General features: G+C 34.6%; 24 protein-coding genes and 1 pseudogene. 19 read left to right on the forward strand and 6 right to left on the reverse strand.

Annotation, left to right across the window (positions count from 1 at the left end; all coding sequences use genetic code 11):
- Positions 1 to 54 precede the first annotated feature (54 nt).
- Positions 55 to 675, reverse strand: coding sequence for a transcriptional repressor LexA (gene lexA, locus AC0OM3_RS05750; protein WP_000413738.1), 621 nt, complete (start codon positions 673 to 675; stop codon positions 55 to 57).
- A gap of 141 nt (positions 676 to 816) precedes the next feature.
- Here lexA and AC0OM3_RS05755 point away from each other — a divergent pair, with 141 nt between their 5' ends.
- Entirely contained in the window at positions 817 to 1473 is a 657-nt protein-coding gene (locus AC0OM3_RS05755) for a YneB family resolvase-like protein (RefSeq protein WP_000991471.1), read from the forward strand.
- 45 nt (positions 1474 to 1518) lie between these two features.
- Complete coding sequence (locus AC0OM3_RS05760) at positions 1519 to 1758, forward strand: DUF896 domain-containing protein (RefSeq protein WP_000607015.1); 240 nt, start codon at positions 1519 to 1521, stop codon at positions 1756 to 1758.
- A gap of 39 nt (positions 1759 to 1797) precedes the next feature.
- On the opposite strand, the gene AC0OM3_RS05765 is transcribed toward AC0OM3_RS05760, so the two are convergent.
- Complete coding sequence (locus AC0OM3_RS05765; RefSeq protein WP_474211174.1) at positions 1798 to 3381, reverse strand: bifunctional metallophosphatase/5'-nucleotidase; 1584 nt, start codon at positions 3379 to 3381, stop codon at positions 1798 to 1800.
- A 185-nt stretch (positions 3382 to 3566) separates the two neighbouring features.
- Between AC0OM3_RS05765 and AC0OM3_RS05770 the strand changes: the two genes are divergently transcribed.
- From AC0OM3_RS05770 to AC0OM3_RS05835, 14 genes and pseudogenes are all read left to right on the forward strand, one after another.
- Entirely contained in the window at positions 3567 to 4505 is a 939-nt protein-coding gene (locus AC0OM3_RS05770; RefSeq protein WP_098782635.1) for a phosphate/phosphite/phosphonate ABC transporter substrate-binding protein, read from the forward strand.
- 83 nt (positions 4506 to 4588) lie between these two features.
- A complete protein-coding gene (gene phnC, locus AC0OM3_RS05775; RefSeq protein ID WP_061884494.1) occupies positions 4589 to 5362 on the forward strand; it encodes a phosphonate ABC transporter ATP-binding protein in 774 nt (257 codons plus the stop codon).
- A complete protein-coding gene (phnE, locus tag AC0OM3_RS05780) occupies positions 5359 to 6153 on the forward strand; it encodes a phosphonate ABC transporter, permease protein PhnE (RefSeq protein WP_001000777.1) in 795 nt (264 codons plus the stop codon). Before phnC ends, phnE (AC0OM3_RS05780) begins: the two co-directional genes overlap by 4 nt.
- The gene (gene phnE / locus AC0OM3_RS05785; protein WP_474211175.1) at positions 6153 to 6956 is read left to right on the forward strand and encodes a phosphonate ABC transporter, permease protein PhnE; all 804 of its coding nucleotides are present in this window, start codon (positions 6153 to 6155) and stop codon (positions 6954 to 6956) included. The genes phnE (AC0OM3_RS05780) and phnE (AC0OM3_RS05785) overlap by 1 nt, the downstream gene beginning before the upstream one ends.
- A gap of 284 nt (positions 6957 to 7240) precedes the next feature.
- Positions 7241 to 9241 (forward strand): transketolase, encoded by a 2001-nt coding sequence (gene tkt, locus AC0OM3_RS05790; RefSeq protein ID WP_000019769.1) that lies wholly within the window; start codon positions 7241 to 7243, stop codon positions 9239 to 9241.
- A gap of 156 nt (positions 9242 to 9397) precedes the next feature.
- The gene (gene sirA / locus AC0OM3_RS05795) at positions 9398 to 9838 is read left to right on the forward strand and encodes a sporulation inhibitor of replication protein SirA (protein WP_000860645.1); all 441 of its coding nucleotides are present in this window, start codon (positions 9398 to 9400) and stop codon (positions 9836 to 9838) included.
- Positions 9839 to 9916: 78 nt separating this feature from the next.
- Positions 9917 to 10138 carry a YneF family protein gene (locus AC0OM3_RS05800; RefSeq protein ID WP_001123317.1) on the forward strand — a complete coding sequence of 74 codons (222 nt, stop codon included), beginning with the start codon at positions 9917 to 9919 and terminating at the stop codon, positions 10136 to 10138.
- Between the two features lie 122 nt (positions 10139 to 10260).
- Positions 10261 to 12012 carry an ABC transporter ATP-binding protein gene (locus AC0OM3_RS05805; protein WP_000862451.1) on the forward strand — a complete coding sequence of 584 codons (1752 nt, stop codon included), beginning with the start codon at positions 10261 to 10263 and terminating at the stop codon, positions 12010 to 12012.
- The gene (locus AC0OM3_RS05810) at positions 12012 to 13775 is read left to right on the forward strand and encodes an ABC transporter ATP-binding protein (RefSeq protein ID WP_000229522.1); all 1764 of its coding nucleotides are present in this window, start codon (positions 12012 to 12014) and stop codon (positions 13773 to 13775) included. The genes AC0OM3_RS05805 and AC0OM3_RS05810 overlap by 1 nt, the downstream gene beginning before the upstream one ends.
- Positions 13776 to 13945: 170 nt before the next feature.
- Positions 13946 to 14944 (forward strand): annotated as a pseudogene (locus AC0OM3_RS05815) (GH25 family lysozyme).
- 140 nt (positions 14945 to 15084) lie between these two features.
- Positions 15085 to 16104, forward strand: a complete 1020-nt coding sequence (locus AC0OM3_RS05820) for an NERD domain-containing protein (protein ID WP_474211176.1) — start codon at positions 15085 to 15087, stop codon at positions 16102 to 16104.
- 23 nt (positions 16105 to 16127) lie between these two features.
- The gene (locus AC0OM3_RS05825; protein WP_089149538.1) at positions 16128 to 16676 is read left to right on the forward strand and encodes a hypothetical protein; all 549 of its coding nucleotides are present in this window, start codon (positions 16128 to 16130) and stop codon (positions 16674 to 16676) included.
- A gap of 239 nt (positions 16677 to 16915) precedes the next feature.
- A complete protein-coding gene (locus AC0OM3_RS05830) occupies positions 16916 to 17062 on the forward strand; it encodes a BC1881 family protein (RefSeq protein WP_000644411.1) in 147 nt (48 codons plus the stop codon).
- 98 nt (positions 17063 to 17160) lie between these two features.
- A complete protein-coding gene (locus AC0OM3_RS05835; protein WP_000974657.1) occupies positions 17161 to 17916 on the forward strand; it encodes a sulfite exporter TauE/SafE family protein in 756 nt (251 codons plus the stop codon).
- Between the two features lie 367 nt (positions 17917 to 18283).
- Here the strand turns inward: AC0OM3_RS05835 and AC0OM3_RS05840 are convergent, their stop codons facing one another.
- A complete protein-coding gene (locus AC0OM3_RS05840) occupies positions 18284 to 18484 on the reverse strand; it encodes a DUF3903 domain-containing protein (RefSeq protein ID WP_000625227.1) in 201 nt (66 codons plus the stop codon).
- 142 nt (positions 18485 to 18626) lie between these two features.
- Between AC0OM3_RS05840 and AC0OM3_RS05845 the strand changes: the two genes are divergently transcribed.
- Complete coding sequence (locus tag AC0OM3_RS05845) at positions 18627 to 19040, forward strand: NUDIX hydrolase (protein WP_000442982.1); 414 nt, start codon at positions 18627 to 18629, stop codon at positions 19038 to 19040.
- Positions 19041 to 19052: 12 nt separating this feature from the next.
- Here AC0OM3_RS05845 and AC0OM3_RS05850 read toward each other — a convergent pair whose 3' ends face one another.
- Both AC0OM3_RS05850 and AC0OM3_RS05855 read right to left on the reverse strand, forming a co-directional pair.
- Entirely contained in the window at positions 19053 to 19730 is a 678-nt protein-coding gene (locus AC0OM3_RS05850; protein WP_000578962.1) for an LrgB family protein, read from the reverse strand.
- Positions 19727 to 20092, reverse strand: coding sequence for a CidA/LrgA family holin-like protein (locus AC0OM3_RS05855; RefSeq protein ID WP_000872376.1), 366 nt, complete (start codon positions 20090 to 20092; stop codon positions 19727 to 19729). The genes AC0OM3_RS05850 and AC0OM3_RS05855 overlap by 4 nt, the downstream gene beginning before the upstream one ends.
- Positions 20093 to 20245: 153 nt before the next feature.
- On the opposite strand from AC0OM3_RS05855, the gene alsR reads away from it, so the two are divergent.
- Positions 20246 to 21145, forward strand: a complete 900-nt coding sequence (gene alsR / locus AC0OM3_RS05860) for an acetoin biosynthesis transcriptional regulator AlsR (protein ID WP_000423234.1) — start codon at positions 20246 to 20248, stop codon at positions 21143 to 21145.
- 93 nt (positions 21146 to 21238) lie between these two features.
- Here the strand turns inward: alsR and AC0OM3_RS05865 are convergent, their stop codons facing one another.
- Positions 21239 to 21838, reverse strand: a complete 600-nt coding sequence (locus tag AC0OM3_RS05865; RefSeq protein ID WP_001220627.1) for a hypothetical protein — start codon at positions 21836 to 21838, stop codon at positions 21239 to 21241.
- 170 nt (positions 21839 to 22008) lie between these two features.
- Here AC0OM3_RS05865 and AC0OM3_RS05870 point away from each other — a divergent pair, with 170 nt between their 5' ends.
- A complete protein-coding gene (locus AC0OM3_RS05870; protein ID WP_000050625.1) occupies positions 22009 to 22584 on the forward strand; it encodes an FtsX-like permease family protein in 576 nt (191 codons plus the stop codon).
- The last annotated feature ends 76 nt before the right edge of the window (positions 22585 to 22660 follow it).

A 22660-nucleotide genomic window follows, 5' to 3' on the forward strand; every position in this document is an offset into this window, starting at 1 on the left:
AAAAGAAGATAATTACCGTATGTAAATAAGGTAATTATCTTCTTTTTATTATTTTTAATGTAAATCACGATATACGCCAATTACTTTCCCGATAACTGACACTTGTTTTAAAATGATAGGTTCTAACGAAGAATTTTCTGGTTGTAGACGGAAATGGTCTTTTTCTTTATAGAAACGTTTAACAGTTGCTTCGTTATCTTCTGTTAAAGCGACTACAATTTCACCATTATATGCAGACTGTTGTTGGCGAACAACAACTAAATCTCCATCGAAAATACCAGCTTCAATCATACTATCTCCAGAAATACGTAACATGAACACTTGGTCTGCTCCAGCAACAATACTAGCTGGAAGTGGGAAATGTTCCTCTACGCTTTCGACCGCCGTAATTGGTAAACCAGCAGTAACTTTTCCGACAATTGGAACTTGAATAACAGATTGTGTTTCCGTATCCATTCGGTCTTCGCCTAAAATTTCAATGGCACGTGGTTTTGTTGGATCGCGTCGAATGTATCCTTTTTCTTCTAATCGTGATAAATGTCCGTGCACTGTAGAACTAGAAGCGAGGCCGACTGCTTGACCAATTTCACGTACGGAAGGTGGATATCCTTTTTCTTGTACTTTTAGCTTAATAAAGTCGAGAATGTCTTGCTGGCGTTTCGTTAACTTTTCCATGTTTTCTAACACCTCGTTTTCTTTCATTTTTCTTATTAATAAGTATAACATGTGAAAAAACATTCTACAAACATAAGTTCGAACAAATGGCGGATTTATGTTACACTATAGGGAAATAATAGGGAGAAAGAGGGGTTCAAAATGAATGCAATTATTTATGCACGTGTGAGTACAACGAAAGAAGCGCAAGAAACATCATTGTTACGTCAAAAAGATGAATTATTGCATTTAGCTGAGCGCTATCAAATGAATGTTACTAAGGTGATTGAAGAGCAGGCTAGTGGATATACAATTGAACGTGACGGTATATTAGAGGTGTTGGATACAATTCGAGACGAACAAATTGATGTGTTACTTATACAAGATGAAACGCGCCTTGGTAGAGGAAATGCGAAGATCGCATTAATGCATTGCTTACATAAAGAAGGCATAAAAGTATATACGCATACACATAATGGTGAATTACAATTATCGGATTCTGATTCGATGGTATTAGATATTATTGGTATTGTTGAAGAATATCAAAGAAAGATTCATAACTTGAAAATTAAACGAGGCATGCAACGTGCAGTAGAAAAAGGTTATCGTCCAGAAAATAATTTAAAAAATCGTCATTTAAGTGTAGGAAGAGAGAAAAAAGAAGTGCCAATTGAGGAAATTGTACGTTTGCGAAAAAGTGAACTCACGTTTGAAGAAATCGCAGCAACATTACGTGGATTTGGTCATAATGTTTCAAAGGCGACTGTACATCGTAGATATGTAGAGTATACGAAGCAATTGCTTGATAAAGAAGAGTAACTATTGTATGATAATAATCAGTTTTGATTAGAAGGGGGATTCGAGATGATTAATCACGAACTCGTTGAACGCATTAACTTCTTAGCGAAAAAAGCAAAAGCTGAAGGTTTAACTGAAGAAGAGCAACGTGAGCGTCAATCGCTACGTGAACAATATTTAAAAGGATTTCGTCAAAATATGTTAAACGAACTTAAAGGTATTAAAGTTGTTAACGAAGAAGGTACAGATGTTACACCGACGAAATTAAAAGCTTTAAAAAAGCAAGATAATGCAAAATTAAATTAAAAGATGGGCGAAGCCCATCTTTTTTATTTGTAAAAATCGTTATTTAATAACTTTCCAGTTGTTATTAACAGTTGCTTCTATCGTTTTATGTTCCAATATATAATTAGCGATAAGTTCAGACATATCTATGGGTATATCTTTTACTACCGGTTTGTTTTGAAACATAAAAAAATTTCCCCCGCCACTTGCACGATAATTATTCATTACAACGTCATATTCTTCATTCATATTAAGAGGAGCACTGTTATGCTGTAAAGATTCTACTCTTTCACCAATTGGTTTTGAAATGTTTAATACGTATGAAATCCCTTCCCACATATCATAATTATAATGTTGTGGCTTTGGTTCTATGTAGATAGGACTTACGGTGATTGATCCATCTGTTTTTAATGTGAAATAAGAAGCAGAGAGTTCAAGAGCATCTTTTATATCTGCTCCAGTTATTCTAATTACTTTTAATGTGTTTGGATAAATATAATTAGAAACGATATCACGCATTGTTACATGTTCAGGGAAACCTGGAGATGTATTATGGAACAAACTTGTACAAGAAATTGATACATTAGCTATATTCATCTGTATTTTATTTATGAATTCGATAAAAGGATGATCATGCAAACGAGTTTGCATAGCATCTGAAATTTGCATGTCCCCCTGAATGATTCCAATAGGTTGATCAAGCCACTTTTGTGTTTTCTCTTCGTAATCGGCTACCAATGAAAGTACATTTTGGTCCGCCTCAACTCCTTGTACAGATAATAATTCAGAAGAACTCTCTTTTTTCACCCATTTATGTTTTGTTTTTTCGAATGTTATTTTTACTTTTCCAACTGAGTGTCCATTGCATCCAGTCTGTAAAATTGTTACACCGTTAGCCATCGTATGAGAAATTTCTCGGTGTTGATGACCTGTTAGTAAAAGATCTATACCTTCAATTTCATGGCACATTGCATATCCTTGGTTTTCTCCTGTTAACACTTCAGTCGGTACCCCGGTTTGTAAATCTCGTTCAACTCCCCCGTGATACGCTACGACTAGTAAATCTGGTTTCTCATGTTTGCGAATGTAAGAAACCCATTCTTTTGTAGTCTTTAATGCATCTTCAAATAGTAAATTTTTAATGTGATGGGGTTGTTCCCAATTGGGAATGTAATGCGTTGTCACTCCTAAAATAGCAATTTTTATATTTGATTCAATATGTTTTATTACATATGGTTTCCCGAAATAAGGTTTTTTACTGTTTTTATCTAAAATGTTTGCTGATAGGTACGGGAAGTTCGCAGTAGTCACAGCATTATTTAATATATCCATCCCGTAATTAAATTCATGATTGCCGATAATTGCAGCGTCATACTGTAAGTAATTCGCTAATAAGGACATTGGGTTTTTTTTGTTTTTTTCGTATGTAACATAATGATAAGTAAATGGTGTGCCTTGAATAAAGTCGCCATTATCAATTAAAAGAACGTTTGTATTTTGGGAACGTTCTTTTTTTATAAGAGTAGAAATTTTAGCTAAACCAAGTTCTGCTGGGGAGTTATCTTGGTAGTGAATAGGATAAACAGTGCCATGTATATCGCTTGTTAATAAGATGTTTAAAGTTACAGTTTGATTTTGTTCCAATATGACTCACCTTTTCTATTGTTATCTTCCAATTCATCATATCAAATATGTGAAGAGAATTTTAATGTGAGTGTATAGAATGTGTAAAGATTCTGTAAATAATCAATTATTTGTAAAAATATGTGATATATTTCTTCATGTTTATGAAAGGTTATTTTATAACAATGAAAAATGGAGGCATTAACATGTTGAAAAAAGTTTTTGCAATGAGCACAACAGTTGTACTAGCAGCGGGATTATTAAGTGGCTGCGGGACGAAAGAGTCAAGTGCAAGTAAAAATGAAGATACGAAAAAAGGGTATGTACCGAAGACTTTAAATGTTCAATTTGTTCCTTCTCAAAATGCGGATACGTTAGAGGCGAAGGCAAAACCGCTTGAGAAGCTATTAAGTGATAAGTTGAATATTCCAGTAAAAGTTAGTATTTCAACGAACTACAATACAATTGTAGAAGCGATGGCATCTAAACAAGTAGATGTAGGATTTTTACCACCAACAGCGTACGTATTAGCACATGAAAAGAAGGCTGCAAATGTAATTTTACAAGCACAACGTTTTGGAGTAGATGATGAAACGGGAGCCCCTACAAAGGATTTAGTAGACTTTTATAAATCTGAGTTTGTTGTTAAAAAAGACTCTAATATAAATAGTGTAAAAGATTTAAAAGGTAAAAAGATTGGTTATCAAGATGTAACATCATCAGCAGGGTATGTATGGCCTGCAGCTGTTCTATTAAAAGAGGGAATTGATCCGTTAAAAGATGTGAAACCTGTTACATTAAAAGGTCACGATCAGTCGCTTATTGCTCTTTTAAATGGTGACGTAGATGCGGCTGTTGTATTCCAAGATGCTCGTAATATTGTAAAAAAAGATTATCCGAATATATTTGATCAAACGAAAATAGTGAAATTTACTGAGAAAATTCCGAACGATACAATTTCTGTACGATCTGATTTAGATGCAGAGTGGAGCAAGAAATTACAAGATGCTTTCATTGAAATTGGAAAGAATGAGGAAGGTCACAAAATCATTAAAGAAGTATATTCACATGAAGGATATGTTAAATCTGATGATAGTAAATTTGATATCGTTCGTGAATATGGGAAGAAAGTAAAAACGCAATAATACATATGGAAATGGCAGCTAGCTGAAAGGGGATGTTTTCAGTTAGTTTGCCGTTTTGAATACATAGAAAGTAGGTAAGATGTGTGATAGAGTTTCGAAATGTTTCCAAAATGTATCCGAATGGCACAAAGGGATTGAATAATATAAATTTAAAGATTCAAAAAGGTGAGTTTATTGTAATGGTCGGATTATCTGGAGCTGGAAAATCTACACTTCTCAGGTCCATAAATCGTCTTCATGAGATTACCGAAGGCGAAATCATGATTGAAGGTGAGTCTATTACTGCTGCAAAAGGAACAGATTTACGACGTATGCGTCGGGATATTGGTATGATCTTTCAAAGTTTTAATCTTGTAAAGCGATCAACAGTATTAAAAAATGTATTAGCTGGTCGTGTTGGATATCATTCCACATTGCGTACAACGTTAGGTTTGTTTCCGAAAGAGGATGTGGAGCTCGCATTTCAAGCGTTAAAAAGAGTGAATATTTTAGAAAAAGCATATGCACGTGCTGATGAATTATCAGGAGGACAACAACAACGTGTATCGATTGCTAGAGCATTGGCGCAAGAAGCGAAAATCATATTGGCAGATGAACCTGTTGCGTCGTTAGATCCACTTACGACAAAGCAAGTATTAGATGACTTAAAGAAAATTAATGAAGATTTTGGAATTACAACAATTGTAAACTTACATTCTATTGATTTAGCTAGGCAATATGCGACGCGTATTATTGGATTACATGCAGGCGAAATTGTTTTTGATGGTTTAGTAGAAGAGGCAACTGATGAAAAGTTTGCTGAAATTTATGGGGACGTAGCTCAGAAAAGCGAATTATTAGAGGTGGCAGTAAAATGAATGACGTGACGATATATTCAAATGAAATACCGAAGCCGCCGAGTAAATTGAAACATATGTTAACGTTTATTTTAGTTATTTTAATGCTGTGGAGTAGTAGTGTACAGGTAGATGCATCATTTTCAAAACTGGTAGATGGTTTTCCAAATATGGTAGATCTATTGAAAGAAATGGTGCCACCTGATTGGAGTTATTTTCAAGTTATTACAACAGTGATGTTAGATACAATACGTATGGCGATTATTGGGACGACTTTAGGGTCGATTTTAGCTATTCCACTGGCACTGTTTGCGGCAAGTAATGTGTTTACTAGTACATTTTTATACAGTCCAGCTCGATTGATTTTAAATTTTATTCGAACGATACCAGATTTATTATTAGCGGCAATTTTCGTAGCTATTTTTGGAATAGGACCACTTCCAGGTATTTTAGCTCTTACTTTTTTCTCAATTGGGCTCGTGGCGAAATTGTTGTATGAGTCAACTGAATCAATTGATCCAGGCCCGTTAGAGGCGATGACAGCAGTAGGAGCAAATAAAGTGCAATGGATTGTTTATGGGGTAATTCCGCAAGTGAAAGCACATTTTGTCTCCTATGTTCTGTATACATTTGAGGTGAACGTACGTGCAGCAGCTGTCTTAGGTTTAGTAGGAGCGGGTGGTATTGGATTATATTATGATCGTACACTTGGATTTTTACAATATCAACAAACTGCATCTATAATTATTTATACCCTTATTGTTGTTTTGTTAATTGACTACATTAGTACATTGTTGCGGGAGAAACTATAATGAATAGAACGACGATGATTGTGCCAAAACCGAAGAAACCGAGTATATATCGCTGGATTATTTTAATAGCACTTACAGTTGTATATGTATGGGCCTTTTCAGGAGTGCCATTAGAGGGGATAAAGGACACAGCAGGTGAAATCACGAAAGCAATTATGACAGGGATATTGAATCCAGACTGGTCGTATGTATCTTTGCCAGATGGTGAAGATTTATTACATGGATTAATTGATACGTTGGCAATTGCGATATTAGGTACATTTATTTCTGCATTTTTATCTGTTCCGTTTGCCTTTTGGGCGGCAACGAATATGAGTAGTGGAAAATTAACTTCAGGATCTGGGAAATTTGTACTTAGTTTTGTTCGTACGTTTCCTGAATTAGTTATGGCTCTTTTATTTATAAAAGCTGTTGGTCCAGGCTCTTTTGCAGGAGTATTGGCCTTAGGATTACATTCTATTGGAATGTTAGGAAAACTATATTCAGAAGGAATTGAAAACATAGATAATGGACCGACGGAAGCGTTACTAGCAACAGGAGCAAACCGTTTTCAAATACTTTGGTATGCAGTATTGCCACAAGTATTACCAGATTTTTTATCGTATACGTTATACAGGTTCGAAATTAATGTACGATCTGCTGCCATTTTAGGTGTTATTGGAGCAGGTGGTATTGGTACGCCTCTAATTTTTGCGCTGAGTTCACGCAATTGGTCTCGTGTTGGGATTATTTTATTAGGTATCATTTTAATGGTAATTATAATTGATTTGATTTCAAGTTCGATTCGGAAAAGGATTGTTTAACTTATTTGAAAAGCATCGAAGTTAGATGCTTTTTTATGTTTTTAAAAACGTAAGTATAGAAGAAATTTGTATAAATATACAGATAATTCCCTTTCTTTTTAAAATAAAAATAATGAAAAAGTATGTCATATTGAATACCCATACATTCCCGGAATCATTGATTTTTTTATAAAAAATCAAAAAAACATCAACATATTTGTCGATACATGTTGTATAATCTTGCGTGGGAAGCTATCATATAAATGTATAAAACGTTTACTAATATAAGCGAAGGGAAGAATAGCATGTCACATTCAATCGAACAACTTTCTATCAACACGATTCGCACATTATCCATCGATGCGATTGAAAAAGCAAACTCTGGTCACCCAGGAATGCCAATGGGTGCAGCACCAATGGCTTATACATTATGGACTCAATTTATGAAACACAATCCAAATAACCCAACGTGGTTTAACCGTGATCGTTTCGTATTATCTGCAGGTCATGGTTCAATGTTATTATACAGCCTACTTCACCTATCTGGTTATGATGTAACAATGGATGACTTAAAGAACTTCCGTCAATGGGGAAGCAAAACTCCAGGACATCCTGAGTATGGTCATACAGCTGGTGTAGATGCAACGACTGGTCCACTTGGACAAGGTATTGCAACTGCTGTAGGTATGGCAATGGCAGAAAGACATTTAGCTGCTAAATATAACCGTGATGCGTATAATGTAGTAGATCATTATACATACGCTATTTGTGGTGATGGAGATTTAATGGAAGGCGTTTCTGCTGAAGCATCTTCATTAGCTGCTCATTTACAATTAGGTCGTCTTGTTGTGCTTTACGATTCAAACGATATTTCATTAGATGGCGATTTAAATCGTTCATTCTCTGAAAGTGTAGAAGATCGTTACAAAGCATACGGATGGCAAGTAATCCGTGTTGAGGATGGAAACGATATTGAAGCAATCGCGAAAGCAATTGAAGAAGCGAAAGCTGACGAAAAACGCCCAACGCTAATTGAAGTAAGAACGACAATTGGTTTCGGTTCTCCAAACAAATCAGGAAAATCAGCTTCACATGGTTCTCCACTTGGTGTAGAAGAAACAAAATTAACGAAAGAAGCATATGCTTGGACTGCTGAGCAAGACTTCCATGTAGCAGAAGAAGTATATGACAACTTCCGTAAAACAGTACAAGATGTTGGTGAAACTGCGCAAGCTGAGTGGAACACGATGCTAGGTGAATATGCGCAAGCATACCCAGAATTAGCAAACGAATTCCAAGCAGCAATGAACGGTCAACTTCCAGAAGGTTGGGAGCAAAACTTACCAACTTATGAATTAGGATCAAAAGCAGCAACTCGTAATTCTTCTGGTGCTGTAATTAATGCAATTGCAGAGTCTGTACCATCATTCTTCGGTGGATCTGCTGACCTTGCTGGTTCTAACAAGACATACATGAATAACGAAAAAGACTTTACAAGAGATGATTACAGCGGTAAAAACATTTGGTACGGTGTACGTGAGTTCGCAATGGGTGCAGCAATGAACGGTATTGCACTACATGGCGGTTTAAAAACTTACGGTGGTACGTTCTTCGTATTCTCTGATTACTTACGCCCAGCAATTCGCCTTGCAGCATTAATGCAATTGCCAGTAACGTATGTATTCACACATGACAGTATCGCTGTTGGTGAAGATGGTCCAACGCATGAACCAATCGAGCAATTAGCAGCGCTTCGTGCAATGCCAAATGTTTCTGTTATCCGTCCTGCTGATGGTAACGAATCTGTTGCAGCTTGGAGACTAGCTTTAGAATCTACAAACAAACCAACTGCTTTAGTATTAACTCGTCAAGACCTTCCAACATTAGAAGGTGCAAAAGAAGATACGTATGAAAAAGTAGCAAAAGGTGCATATGTAGTTTCGGCAAGCAAGAAAGAAACGGCTGATGTAATCTTACTTGCAACTGGATCTGAAGTAAGCCTAGCTGTTGAAGCTCAAAAAGCATTAGCAGTAGACGGCGTTGACGCAGCTGTTGTCAGCATGCCATCTATGGATCGCTTCGAAGCTCAAACTGCAGAGTACAAAGAATCTGTATTACCAAAAGCAGTAACAAAACGTTTCGCAATTGAAATGGGTGCTACATTCGGATGGCACCGTTACGTAGGTCTTGAAGGAGATGTGTTAGGTATCGATACATTCGGTGCTTCTGCTCCTGGTGAGAAGATTATGGAAGAGTATGGATTTACTGTAGAGAACGTTGTTCGTAAAGTAAAAGAAATGCTTTAATGATTTCAGAAAAATCTCTCCGGCATGGAGAGGTTTTTCTATGTAAATGAGTTTTTTCGACAGAAAAAGTTTTTTATCTCTCCGCAGTCAGACAATCATTGCAAACTTTCTTATATATAATGAAGAGAAAAGGTTGTCCAGATTGGGAGTGGAAAAATGAAAACGTATGAATTGTATTTAATTCAAGAGGATATTGCGAAAGCTTATTTTGGTCGTGAATATTTGTTTTTTGATTTATTTGCTCGATTCTCAGAATCTGGGTCCCTTTCGGAGAAAAAAGTGTTATATAAGCAAATGATGTATATAACGATGCCATTGCAAGTAATGAAAATTCATCATAAATTAGAACAAGCTTTGCGCGTTCTTGGTAAATATGATAGAACACATCATACACATACACTTTATACGGGAGCGGAGTACGGCGAAATAATGGTGAAACCGCACTATATTCGTATGAATACCTCTGGAAATGTCTCTATGGAAACGACATTCTTTGAGGTGTTAAGAAAGTGTGAATTAACATTTTTAGCAATGGATTATGAAAATACAAAGTACGGATGGCTGAATCCTCTAAAACAAGTACGAACATATGTGTAAAAAATGTCAAATTGTATCTTGTCTTATTGAAAAGGTTTTAGTACACTGTAAGGTAGACAACATGAAGGAGGAAAATATATGCCAATTTGGTTAGGTATTCTAGTGGGCGTAGTAGCACTAGTAGCAGGCGTGGCGTTAGGATTTTTCATTGCCCGCAAATACATGATGAATTACTTACAAAAAAATCCACCAATTAACGAACAAATGTTAAAAATGATGATGATGCAAATGGGACAAAAACCTTCCCAAAAGAAAATCAATCAAATGATGAGCGCGATGAACAAGCAACAAATGAAATAAGCGCTAAAAGACACTCGCTAAGAGTGTCTTTCTTTTTGTTAGTTATAGTTTTTAAAACTTTTAAAAATTCTGTATTTTTGGTAAACTGAAAACATCGCTCATTTTAAGGGAGGAGGAAAAAAATGAAAGTATTTATGAATTTAGCGTGGTTTTTTAAACAAGAAAAACGAGCGTACATAACTGGAATTATTTTATTGTTTGGCGTTGCACTTCTAGAACTTGTAGCACCAAAAGTAATTGGAATCGTTGTAGATGAAATTAATGATGGAACATTGACGACCGATAAGTTACTAAAATGGGTTGTATTATTAGTAATTGTAGGTATTACGATGTACATATTACGTTACATATGGCGTATTATGATTTTCGGGTCTTCATTAAAATTAGCTCGCCAATTACGAAAAAATTTATATGAACATTTTACAAAGATGAGTCCATCTTTCTATCAGTCAAATCGAACAGGTGATTTAATGGCACATGCGACCAATGATATTCAAGCGATCCAGCAAACTGCTGGAGCGGGTGTTTTGACGCTTGTTGACTCATTAGCTGTCGGAGGATGTGTACTCGTAGCGATGGGTTTTACAATTAGTTGGAAGTTAACATTATTAAGTTTAATTCCAATGCCGATTGTAGCCATTTCGACAAATTATTATGGAACGTTATTACATAAAAGGTTTCATAAAGCACAGCAATCGTTTTCGGAAATCAATGATAAAGTGCAAGAGAGTATGAGTGGGATGAAGGTAATCCGGTCTCTTGGACAAGAGAAAGAAGATTTGCAGGCGTTTCGAAAAAAATCAGAAGATGTTGTACATAAAAATGTGTTAGTTGCACGTATTGATTCGTTATTTGATCCGACAATCTCTCTTATCGTTGGATTTTCTTTTTTAATCGCAGTATGTTATGGATCGGTATTAGTTGTAAGAGGTGAATTAACAGTAGGTGATCTCGTTACATTTACGACATATTTAGGTACCCTCGTTTGGCCAATGTTAGCGTTTGGGTGGTTGTTCAATATTATGGAGCGTGGGCGTGCATCATATGACCGTGTAGAAAAAATTCTTTCACAAAAATCAGATGTAGTAAATAGCGAAAATGCTGTACATACAATAGCGAGCGGTAATGTTTCGTTTGCCGTTGATTCATTTTCGTATAAGAAAAATGAATTGTTACATTTAACCGATATTCACTTTGATTTGAAGAAGGGTGAAACACTAGGAGTTGTAGGACGTACAGGCGCAGGGAAAACGACTTTATTAAAATGTTTAATCCGTGAGTATGATCATTTTAATGGTGAATTAAAAATTGGGAAGCGAGATATTCGAGATATAACACTTCATGGTGTCCGTTCTGCCATTTCATACGTGCCGCAAGATCATTTTTTATTTTCAGCAAGTATTGGTGAGAATATTGCCTTTGGAAAGGCGGATGCTACATATAATGAAATTACCGAAGCTGCAGAGATTGCTTGTATTCATAATGACATCCTCCAATTTTCAGAAGGATATGAAACAGTAGTAGGGGAAAGAGGTGTTTCGTTATCTGGTGGTCAAAAACAGCGAATCTCTATTGCTCGTGCTTTATTAACAAATGCTGAAATTTTAATTTTGGATGATTGTTTATCAGCAGTAGATGCAAAAACAGAAGAGACGATTTTAAGTGCCTTAAAGAGGGAAAGAGCAGGGAAAACGACGATTATTACTGCACACCGATTAAGTGCAATTCAGCATGCCAATCTTATTCTTGTTGTTGATGAAGGTAGAATTGTACAAAGAGGTACACATGAGGAATTAATGAAGGAAAACGGCTGGTATAAGGAAATGTATGAAAGCCAGCAATTAGAAGCTTTAGTCGAGAAAGGAGGCGTATGATGGTAGAGAAGAAGCGAAGTGATTTAAGTAGATTGCTTTCCTATATGAAGCCATATAAAGGGTTGCTATCTTTAGCATTTATCTTTTTAGTTGGTGCGACAGTAACGGAAATGATGGGTCCTTTTTTAATTAAACAATTCCTCGATGAACACCTAGTACCGCGGGATTTTGAACGATCAGCGCTCGTTACTTTATTTGTAATTTACATAGTTGCTCATTTATTAAAAGTATTATTTACGTATTTAAATCTATTGTACTTTCAGAACATTGCTTTTAAGATTGTTCAAGATATGCGAGTTGAAGTATATGAACATGTTCAAAAGCTGTCATTAAGTTTCTTTGATCGTACGCCAATTGGTACGCTCGTATCTCGTATAACGAATGATACGGAAGCGATTAAAGATTTTTATGTCAGTGTATTATCAACATTTGTGAAAAATGTAGTCTTTTTAGTAGGCATTTTAGTAGCGATGTTTTTATTAGATGTAAAATTAGCGCTATTTTCTCTCGTATTAATTCCGATAATGTTTGCGATTATGGTATTATATCGCCGGAAAAGTGCAGCTTTTTATTTAGAAGTACGTAATCAACTAAGCGTGTTAAATGCAAAGTTGAACGAGTCCATACAAGGAATGAATATTGTTCAAGTGTTCAGACAAGAAAAACGTATGAGAAAAGAGTTTGAAGAAGTGAATAATAAACATTATAGTGCAGGGCGACGTACTTTGAAGTTAGACGCATTACTTTTACGACCAGCTACGGATTTAGTGCATATTGTAGCTATTGCGTTAGTACTAGGTTTATTTGGGATTGATGCTTTAAAGAGCCCTGTTGAAGTAGGAGTTTTATATGCTTTTGTTAACTATATACATCGTTTCTTCCAACCTGTAAATGAGATGATGATGAAATTGTCCTTTTTCCAACAGGCACTTGTTTCGTCATCACGTGTATTTCATTTAATGGACGAGAAAGATTTAGCACCGGTTCAAAAAGGCAATGAGAATCCTCAAGTCGTGGATGGAGATATTGAATTTAAAAATGTTACTTTTTCATATGATGGAAAGCGTGACGTTTTAAAAAATGTATCATTTCACGTGAAACAAGGGCAAACGGTTGCTTTTGTTGGGCATACTGGTAGCGGAAAAAGTACGATTATGAATTTGTTAATGCGATTTTATAATATTAAGTCAGGAAATATTGTAATAGACGGTGTAGATTTAGAAAAATTTGAAGAACGAGAAATTAGAAAGAAAATAGGACTCGTATTGCAAGATGCATTTTTATTTGCTGGAAATGTAAAGCAAAATATTCGTATGTATAATGAAGAAATTACGGATGAAGAAGTAAAAGAAGCTGCTCGATTTGTGCAAGCGAATACGTTTATTGAAAAGTTACCAAAACAGTATGAAACAGAAGTAGTAGAAAGAGGTGCAGCATTTTCAAGCGGTCAACGACAATTAATTGCTTTTGCTAGAACGATAGCAACGAATCCGAAAGTATTAGTATTAGATGAAGCAACAGCTAATATCGATACAGAAACAGAAGAGGCTATTCAAACAGCGTTGCAACAAATGCGAAAAGGTAGAACGACGATAGCCATTGCGCATAGGTTATCTACAATTCAAGATGCAGATCAAATTTTTGTGATGCATGATGGGGAGATAGTAGAAAGAGGAACACATCAAGAATTACTAAGTGAGCAAGGTTTGTATTATAATATGTACTTGCTACAAAATAAAGTGAGTTTGCAAAAGGCCTTGTAACACAAGGTCTTTTTTATTTTGTATACAAAATATGTTTACTCTTTGTTTCTATAGCATAAATGTCGTGTCCTCTTATGAAACTTGTACATATTGTATGTATACGAAGTAAAAAAATTGATAGGAGATTTTATATGTAAAACAGATCAAGTTCAAATGTTACGTTTATTGATGTGTCTCATTGGGAAGGGAATATTGATTGGAATGCAGTGAAGGCATCTGGAATTCCAGCAGCGTATGCAAAAGCGACAGAAGGTGTAAACTACATTGATCCTACTTTTACTAAAAATGTACAAGCAGCCCGAAGTGCGAATGTATTAATTGGTGCATACCATTTTGCACGTCCAGAACAAAATGATGCAATTTCAGAGGCGAAATATTTTGTGAGTATATTACAAAGTAACCAGACAGACTTAATGCCAGTTCTGGATTTAGAATCACCAACAGATCCGAGCAACAGTAATTTAACTGGTAACGCTATATCGAATTGGGCAAGAAGCTTCATAAATTATGTGAAACAGGCTACTGGAAAAGATGTAATGTTATATACAGGAGTTTGGTATATTAATGAGTTCAGAATTAGCGGATTAAGTGATATACCGCTTTGGATTGCTAAATACTCGAGTACAACGCCTGCTGATGCTGGTGGATGGACAGCGTGGCAGTACACAGATTCTGGACAAATTTCAGGCGTAGGAAATTGTGATGTATCAGCTGCAGTTTCATTAGAAGCTTTAAAAGGGAATGGAGCAAGTGGTGGAGGTAATGTTTCCCCGCTTAATAATGCAACTCCAGTGTACGGGGTTGCTATAATTAATGGAGATAATGTGAATTTGAGAAGTGGACCATCTTTACAGTCTAGTATAATTCGCCAATTGAATCGTGGCGAAACATATGAAGTTTGGGGAGAACAAGATGGATGGCTTTGTTTAGGGACAAATCAGTGGGTATATAATGATCCGAGTTATATTCAGTATAAACATTATGTGGCGACTATTACTGGTGATAATGTAAATTTGCGTGATGCTCCATCATTAAATGGAAATGTTATAAGATAGTTACATCAGGGTGAATCGTATCGAGTATGGAGTAAGCAAGATGGATGGCTTTGCTTAGGGACAAATCAATGGATATACTACGATTCGAGTTATATTCAGTATGGTGTACAATAGAGTGAAAATAAAAGGTGCCCCGTCAGAGGTGCCTTTTATTAAAAATATACAACTTTTACAAAGTCTATATCGAAACCATAGTATACTATAGTAGAAATATTTATAAAAAATAATCGAAAATGAAATAAAGGAGTAAAAATATGAATTATGTGCTAATAGGTGCGATTTTAATATTATTAGCTGTAGCATTTGTGCTGTTTTATAAAAATAAACAGTTAGAATCAGAGAGTCAGCAAGTAGAATTTGAAAAGAAACAAGCGATTGAAACGTATAAAAATGAAATTGCAGCTACAGTGATAGAGCATAAAGAACAACAAAATAATTTAAAAAATATGGAACAGAAAAAATACAATGATTTACAAGTAAGTGCAAATAGAGAAATTGAAAATATGCGTATGATGAAAAATCAATTAGCTATGCAGCATAGTAAAGAACGTAGTGAAATGCAAAATAAACATAATAACGAAATACATATGTTTCAAAAATTAATTGCAAATTTACGAGCATATACTAAAAACGGTGCTGAAATGAATACGTACGAAACATTACATTATATGAAGCGAGGATTCATAGAGCAAGGTATCATATTAGATACTGAAATTCAAGTCATGCCGAATGTTTTTATTAAAAATAATAGTGAAATAAACGATAATAGAATCCATCATCTCATCTTGTGCAAAACTGGTATTTATCTACTGGAGACGAAAGAATGGAACGAGAAATTAATTCATGGTTTAACGAAAGAAAATGCTGGTATATATTCATTTATGATTGATGAAATGGGTAAGTATCAACAAGAAGTTGATAAAGAAGAGACATTTGAATATATAGTAGGTAAAGATTCGTCAACTATACAAGTGAAAAATGAAGGGAATCCAGTATATAAGGCGAAGAAACTATCTAAAATTTTATACAATTGTTTGAATGAAATGCAGGCTAATAGTATAAAAGAAAAGGTAAAACCAGTTGTATATTTTTATAATAAAAATGGAAAAGCAATAGTAGACCTTTCTAGTGAGGAAACACCTAGATTAAAAGATCGGGAGCAAATTGTAACGTTCTTCAGAAATGAAATCTTAACAGGGACAGTAGTATATACAGAGCAAGAATTAGAACAGATTCGAGAAATGATTAGCTGGATGAACTATATAGTGAGTTAAAAGGGGAGATCTTTCTGAACGATATGCTGCGTAGCATTTTGTATGGCTATTTTTGTTTGTATATAGTAATGTACATTGTATTTATATTCGTCATTGATATGGTCCATATACCCTTAAGTGTAAGGAGCATTTTTGTAGTATTCATACCATTTGTTTTATTAGTCATGATTCAAAGGGTTATTTTATATGTTTCTAAAAATCGTAATGAAGAAAAGAAGCAAATGTTGGGGGTTTTAATAGTAGCACTCATACCATTAATAGTGTGCACTGTACAATTAAGTGTAAATGAATATACATCAAAGTTTAATCAGAATAGATGGTTAAATCATGCAGATAAGCGGGTACATATGGTAGATGATCTATTACAAAAATATAAATTAATAGGGAAATCAAATGAAGAAATTACACAATTGTTAGGAGCCCCAACGGAAACGAGAAGTGGGGAAGAAGGAGTTATCACTTTGTATTATCTTGGGACTGAACGTGGCTTTATTCCAATAGATAGCGAACAGCTTGTTTTACAATTTGATAGAGATGGTAAAGTTATGGAATATACGGTGTATAAAGATTAAAGAAACGTGGAGGGAAGCTATATGTTATAGCTTCTTTTTTATTTTTCAATATGTCACGGAAGGGGGAGAAGGTTTTTGAGTGGAATAAGGAATGAAAGCGGAGGTGATGCATATATATAGATGCATTGGGTGATTATTCGCCCGATTGCTGAGGGTTAATAATCAATAAGTACGGACAAAAAAACCACTGATGAAAGTTTCACTTTATCATATTGTATAAATGAAAAGGAGGTAAGACGGTGAAAGCAATCCCGACTGATGTCCTGAGTAAAGAATTGATGGAAAGAGAAGGAGTTATATCTATTACAGTAAAGGAATTTGAAAAGATAGAAGTAGCTGGAGTAGTAGTCGCTGGTCCAGCGGTTATTTTGATTAATCAAGATTAAGTACATATCATTGAAATAAAAAGCATCCGTTTAGGATGCTTTTTATTTGTATGTAAGGATAAATATGATGGATAATTGTGTTACTGGAGGGAAAGTCTGTGGCAATTATTATAACAATGTTAGTAATGGGTATTTTATTAGGATTTGTTGGAGCTGGAGGAGCTGGGTTTATTATCGCGATACTCACTTTAGTATTCCATATTCCTATTCATGTTGCTCTTGCAACATCTTTAACCGCAATGGCGTTTACGACATTATCAGGTGTTGTCAGTCATTACCGTGAAGGCAATGTAGCACTTATTATAGGCGGGATTGTTGGGGGATTTGGCGCAATTGGCTCTTATATTGGTTCTAAATTTGGTTCACTTATACCAGCTCATCTTCTTCATTGGTTTACAGCTGGGATGTTATTTTTATCGGCAATTTTTATGTTTATTAAATTAATTATGTTCCAAAACAAAGAACAGTCGTCTTTATATAAACATAAAGAGTTTCCCGTTAACTACTTGTTGAAATGTATATGCCTTGGATTAGTTACTGGAATGATGGCTGGTTCATTTGGGATTGGTTCTGCACCGTTTATTCAACTTGGATTAATGGTTCTATTGGGACTAACGATTCAGCAATCTGTAGGGACAACGATGCTTGTTATATTACCGATTGCAATTGGAGGCGGGCTAGGATATAGTTCGGAAGGATATTTAGATTATATATTGTTATTGCAAGTATTAATTGGGACCATGTTAGGGGCATATATTGGCGCGAAGTTTACAAATTATGCACCGCGAATGCTTTTGAGGTTTTCGATGATTATGACACCGGTTTTAGCTGGATGTATGCTATTGATGGAATAAAGTGAAATTATAATAAGCAGGGGGGTACTGCTTACAAATAGCGGGATAAAATTAATATAGCAAACTATTAATATATTTTACGAATGAATTATGTAGGTAATTCATATTTCCCATATAAAAGGATTTGTTTTAATATTATGAGTGTAAAGTTCGAGTATTCGAAGTACTACTTGAATTATATCCCTATCCCTTTTCTAAAAATGCGAACAAGTTTTGCCCTATTCTATTCAATAGTTAATTGCATAGAAATATATTGTTCGATGACCATTATGGAACGTACATAATGGGAAAATCCCGATCCTTAAAGAGGATGCCCCTAATCTTCATGTGAAAATATGATCGGATAAGAAAGCTGACCAATTGATGGTCAGCTTTCTTTTTGTTCAAAAACTATTTCTTCTTTAATTTCTGTTTGTAATAATAAAGCTTTTCCGAAACGACGTTTACATTCTGCACGCACTTTTTCAATGGCTAGTAGCTGAGTAGTGGCGGGAACGGTGACAATAGCTTGGCGAGGCTTTCGATTTTTTTCACAAAAGACACATTCCACAACATAATTAGAAATCATATTTTCATCCTTCCAGTTTTAATTTCTAAAAAGGGATTGTCTATGAAGTTGATGTAATTTTTCGTCATTGTTTTATTATTTTCCTCTTTTTTTCAAGGGGAAAATAATAAAGAGGGCGAATTTTAGTAGGGGAGGGATGTTTATGGAGAGATGGATAGGTAGTGCAGCGGTATGTGTAAATGAAAGAAATGAAGTTTTAATGGTACTGCAGGGAAAAGAGGGAGAAGAAAAAAGGTGGTCTGTCCCAAGTGGAGGACTTGAAAAGGGAGAGACACTAGAAGAATGTTGTATTAGGGAAGTTTGGGAAGAAACAGGTTACAATGTGGAAGTTGTAAATAAAATATATGAAAAAGAGGGTATTACATACGGTGTTCCAGTGTATGTCCATTATTATTTTGTTAAACAAATAGGCGGTAATATGAAAATCCAAGATCCTGATGAGTTAATACATGAAATTGCTTGGAAAGGGATACATGAAGTTGAACAATTGTGTTTAGCTTTTCCAGAGGATTATGAATTGCTGTGCCAATATATAGATAAAGAAGCAAGTATGTAAATACTTGCTTCTTTAATGTATCCAAGACAAGAAAAGCGGAACGATAACTAAACTAGCGCCTGCTGTTAAAAGCATAGATAAACTTGCAATTGTTCCTTCCACAGGACCGATTTCGAATGCTTTTGATGTACCGGTTCCATTTGCGCTTGTTCCTAACATAATACCTTTTGCGATTGCTGTTTTAATACGGCAAATACGTATGAGAGAAGGACCGAGCAATGCTCCTGTTAAGGCAGTTAAAACGACAAATACAGCAGTTAATTGTGACATGCCACCAATCATTTCTGAAATAGCCATTGCGATTGGTGTTGTTACGATATGTGGAGCTAAACTATGTTCTAGTGATGAATCAATTTGAAAATAATTTGCTAGTAGTGCTGAAGTAATGACTGATAAAAACGAACCGACAATGACATTAAGTAAGATAGCCATTCCATGTTTCTTTAATAAATCAAAGTATTTATAGATTGGCCATGCAAAAGCAACTGTTGCGGGTTTTAATAATTCAGTTAACCAGTGACCACCAGATTCATATGTTTCATAAGGTGTATTTAATCCGAGCAATAAAGCAATTAAAATAATGGGACAGACGAGAAGAGGAGAAAGTAGACTCCAATTCCAACGTTGATACATTTTTTTTGATATCCAATATGTGAATAGTGTTAATAGTAAACAAAGAAATCCGATCATTGCGTTGATCCTTTCCGCTTTAGTAGCAATTCTGTTAAAAGTCCTGTAACTAAGGTAACGCAAAGAGTGCTAATCATAATAATTAAAATGAGATCGATTCCATATTGTGTTAGTGTATCTCTGTAACGTATGACAGCGACTGCAGAAGGGATGAAAAATAAAATAAGTTCTTTTAATAAAAAATCTGCTCCGTCCTGTATCCATTCTTTTTTAACTAGGTTAAATTTTAATGAAATTAATAATAAAAAAATACCGATTATACTTCCTGGAACTGGGAGGTGTGCCTGTTTTGCAATCCATTCACCTGTCCAAGCGAAAGAAAATAGTAATAAAATTTGTCCGCTTAACTTCCACCATTTCATACAGTAACCACCTCTTTCTTTTTTTACATAAAAATTGTAAAAAAGAATTAACAATTTCTACTATACGTTCATTCGAAATATTTGTCTAATATATAAATTATATGGTATTAATATATTAGACGTATTAATCGAAAGTGAAAAGGGTGTCCAAAAATGGAATTACGGCATTTGCAATATTTTGTTGTTGTGGCAGAAGAGTTACACTTTGGACGGGCAGCTGCTCGTTTACAAATGACACAACCACCACTTAGTCAACAAATACAGCAATTAGAAAAAGAAATGGGAGTTACATTATTTTCAAGAACGAAAAGAAAGGTTGAACTAACAGAAGCAGGAGAAATGTTTTTAAAAGAAGTAAAAAAAGCGTTTGAACAAATTGAAAAAGCAGTAGAAGTTGCACAAAGTGCACAAAGGGGAGAAGTAGGATCACTTTCAATTGGTTTTGTAGGTGCGGCGATATATGATATTTTACCATCAATTGTTAGGGAATATAGAAAGAAATTTCCGAGAGTGTCTGTTGCATTACATGAATTGTCAACACCAGATCAAGTTCATGCACTTCATGATAACCGTATCGATATTGGCTTTTTACGTCCACCAATTCCAACACAATTATTAGAATTAGAGCCAATTCAAAGGTTATCTTGCACCTTATGTTTACCAAAGGCACATCCACTTGCAGAGAAAGATGAAATACATATAGAAGATTTACGAGATGAGCCGTTTGTATTTATTACGAGACCAGTATGGCCAGCTTTGTATGATACAATTTTATCTCTTTGCAGAGAAGTTGGATTTAGTCCACGCATTGTACAAGAAGCAACAGAGTATCAAACAGTTATGGGGCTTGTAGCAGCAGGGATTGGAATTACAGTAATACCCGTATCGGCAAATAAGTTATATAAAACAGAAGTTGTATATAAAGAGTTATATGATTCTAATTTTGTGGCAGAAATGTCAGTGGCTTACAAAAAAATGAATAGTAATCCAGAGCTGCTAGAGTTTTTAAAAATTGCAAGAGAGAAGAAAAGAATAGAAGTAGAAGATGAATAATAGTAGTAACAGAAAATGGATTTAATTCAAATCCATAAAAGTACACCTTATTAAACAATAAAGCGGAAATGCAACTTAAGTTGCATTTCCGCTTTATTGTTCTTTTTTTAGCTCGATACTAAATAGATAAACGTGTTCATTTTCTTTTAAGAGTAAATCAATACCTGTTTCTTCATCAATGGTAGGAACGCTTACAGTTTCTTTACTGGTTTGAATTACAGCAGCTAAAGTTGTTTTTTGATTGTATTTTAAATTTTTTATAGATTGAATTGTAGTAGTTGCAGAGCTATTTACGCTTCGTGGTTCTTCTTCATGAACAAGCGTTGAACCACCTTCAATATTCATATACCACTGCCTTTTTTCTTGTATATCTTTATCGAATTGGAAATGTGGTGGTAAAAAAGAGAGCTTTACTTTCTTTTTTGAAAAATGTGAGGTAGCTATATTAGCAATTTCTTTTGTTTTTTTACCATTGTTATAATAATCAATTGTAGCATTTATTTCATCTTTATCATTTTTAAGCGTAACGTTATAAAACATGCTATTTCTTTCTTGAAAAGGAGTCATTTGTAAAATAGAAGCTTGCTCTTTTGTTAATTTGTATGGCTCAACAATGGCAATTTCATTGTTTTTTAGTTGGCTACAACTTGTGAGTAATAATAAAGACAAGATTGATAGTAATTTTATACGCATGCAATCTCCTCCTTTTTACAATTATATTCTAAATGTGATTTTTTTATCATTTCGTTTTCTAGGACTAAAGACTTAGAAGAAATTCCGATTGTAGTGCGATGTTTAAAATGTCATATTTTTATACACTAGTAGTATAGAATGTGTATGTAATAAGGTAGGGGAAGAATGTTATGTCTTTATGTCGGTTAGCGAGAAAAAATATTAGAACATTTGCTACCAAAAGGATGAAGCAATTTATGTGGATTGCTATGAGTACTATGATTTTGTTTTTTATGATATCGTTACAATTTAATGAAGGAGCTATTTTGAAAGTAGGGGATGCATTTGTATTTCAAATGTATTTTTACACACTTTTTATTGTATTAATTTTCATATGTATTTTTACTACATATAAAATGATGTACTCTCTTTTGCATGTGAGGAGGGAGGAGTTTACATCTTATGTAGCAGAAAATATGAAAAGAAAAGAGGTACTATGTGTATTATGTCAGGAGCAATTATTCATTTATGGAGCAGCATTTGTTTTCGGATTAATTAATGGGATGCTATTTTTGAAATTATTCACGGTTATCTTTATGAAAATCGCAGGGATACAAGGAATAAATAGTGCGCCAATTACAATATATGCAGTTGTAATTATTAGTATAATTATTATGACTGTCGTTTTAATATCGATGATGCAATGTTATCGATTTGTTCGAAGTTTAAAGGGTGAAAATTCGTTGCGGTTTAAAGAAAGGGCATGAGAAATCATGCTTTTTTCTATTTTACACATAAAAATAATCATGTTACAGTGAAAAGACCTGACAAAGAATGGGAAGG

It is taken from the genome of Bacillus sp. FAU20 (genome assembly GCF_056033865.1).

Bases quoted from the DNA above. Each gene is read 5' to 3' on its own strand.
- AC0OM3_RS05825 (WP_089149538.1), top strand. From the start codon at position 16,128: ATGCTGCGTAGCATTTTGTATGGCTATTTTTGTTTGTATATAGTAATG.
- lexA (WP_000413738.1), bottom strand. From the start codon at position 675: ATGGAAAAGTTAACGAAACGCCAGCAAGACATTCTCGACTTTATTAAG.
- phnE (WP_001000777.1), top strand. From the start codon at position 5,359: ATGAATGACGTGACGATATATTCAAATGAAATACCGAAGCCGCCGAGT.
- alsR (WP_000423234.1), top strand. From the start codon at position 20,246: ATGGAATTACGGCATTTGCAATATTTTGTTGTTGTGGCAGAAGAGTTA.
- AC0OM3_RS05855 (WP_000872376.1), bottom strand. From the start codon at position 20,092: ATGAAATGGTGGAAGTTAAGCGGACAAATTTTATTACTATTTTCTTTC.
- AC0OM3_RS05840 (WP_000625227.1), bottom strand. From the start codon at position 18,484: ATGATTTCTAATTATGTTGTGGAATGTGTCTTTTGTGAAAAAAATCGA.
- AC0OM3_RS05870 (WP_000050625.1), top strand. From the start codon at position 22,009: ATGTCTTTATGTCGGTTAGCGAGAAAAAATATTAGAACATTTGCTACC.
- AC0OM3_RS05805 (WP_000862451.1), top strand. From the start codon at position 10,261: ATGAAAGTATTTATGAATTTAGCGTGGTTTTTTAAACAAGAAAAACGA.
- phnE (WP_474211175.1), top strand. From the start codon at position 6,153: ATGAATAGAACGACGATGATTGTGCCAAAACCGAAGAAACCGAGTATA.
- AC0OM3_RS05810 (WP_000229522.1), top strand. From the start codon at position 12,012: ATGGTAGAGAAGAAGCGAAGTGATTTAAGTAGATTGCTTTCCTATATG.
- tkt (WP_000019769.1), top strand. From the start codon at position 7,241: ATGTCACATTCAATCGAACAACTTTCTATCAACACGATTCGCACATTA.
- AC0OM3_RS05760 (WP_000607015.1), top strand. From the start codon at position 1,519: ATGATTAATCACGAACTCGTTGAACGCATTAACTTCTTAGCGAAAAAA.
- AC0OM3_RS05800 (WP_001123317.1), top strand. From the start codon at position 9,917: ATGCCAATTTGGTTAGGTATTCTAGTGGGCGTAGTAGCACTAGTAGCA.
- AC0OM3_RS05850 (WP_000578962.1), bottom strand. From the start codon at position 19,730: ATGATCGGATTTCTTTGTTTACTATTAACACTATTCACATATTGGATA.
- AC0OM3_RS05820 (WP_474211176.1), top strand. From the start codon at position 15,085: ATGAATTATGTGCTAATAGGTGCGATTTTAATATTATTAGCTGTAGCA.
- AC0OM3_RS05865 (WP_001220627.1), bottom strand. From the start codon at position 21,838: ATGCGTATAAAATTACTATCAATCTTGTCTTTATTATTACTCACAAGT.
- sirA (WP_000860645.1), top strand. From the start codon at position 9,398: ATGAAAACGTATGAATTGTATTTAATTCAAGAGGATATTGCGAAAGCT.
- AC0OM3_RS05770 (WP_098782635.1), top strand. From the start codon at position 3,567: ATGTTGAAAAAAGTTTTTGCAATGAGCACAACAGTTGTACTAGCAGCG.
- AC0OM3_RS05755 (WP_000991471.1), top strand. From the start codon at position 817: ATGAATGCAATTATTTATGCACGTGTGAGTACAACGAAAGAAGCGCAA.
- AC0OM3_RS05845 (WP_000442982.1), top strand. From the start codon at position 18,627: ATGGAGAGATGGATAGGTAGTGCAGCGGTATGTGTAAATGAAAGAAAT.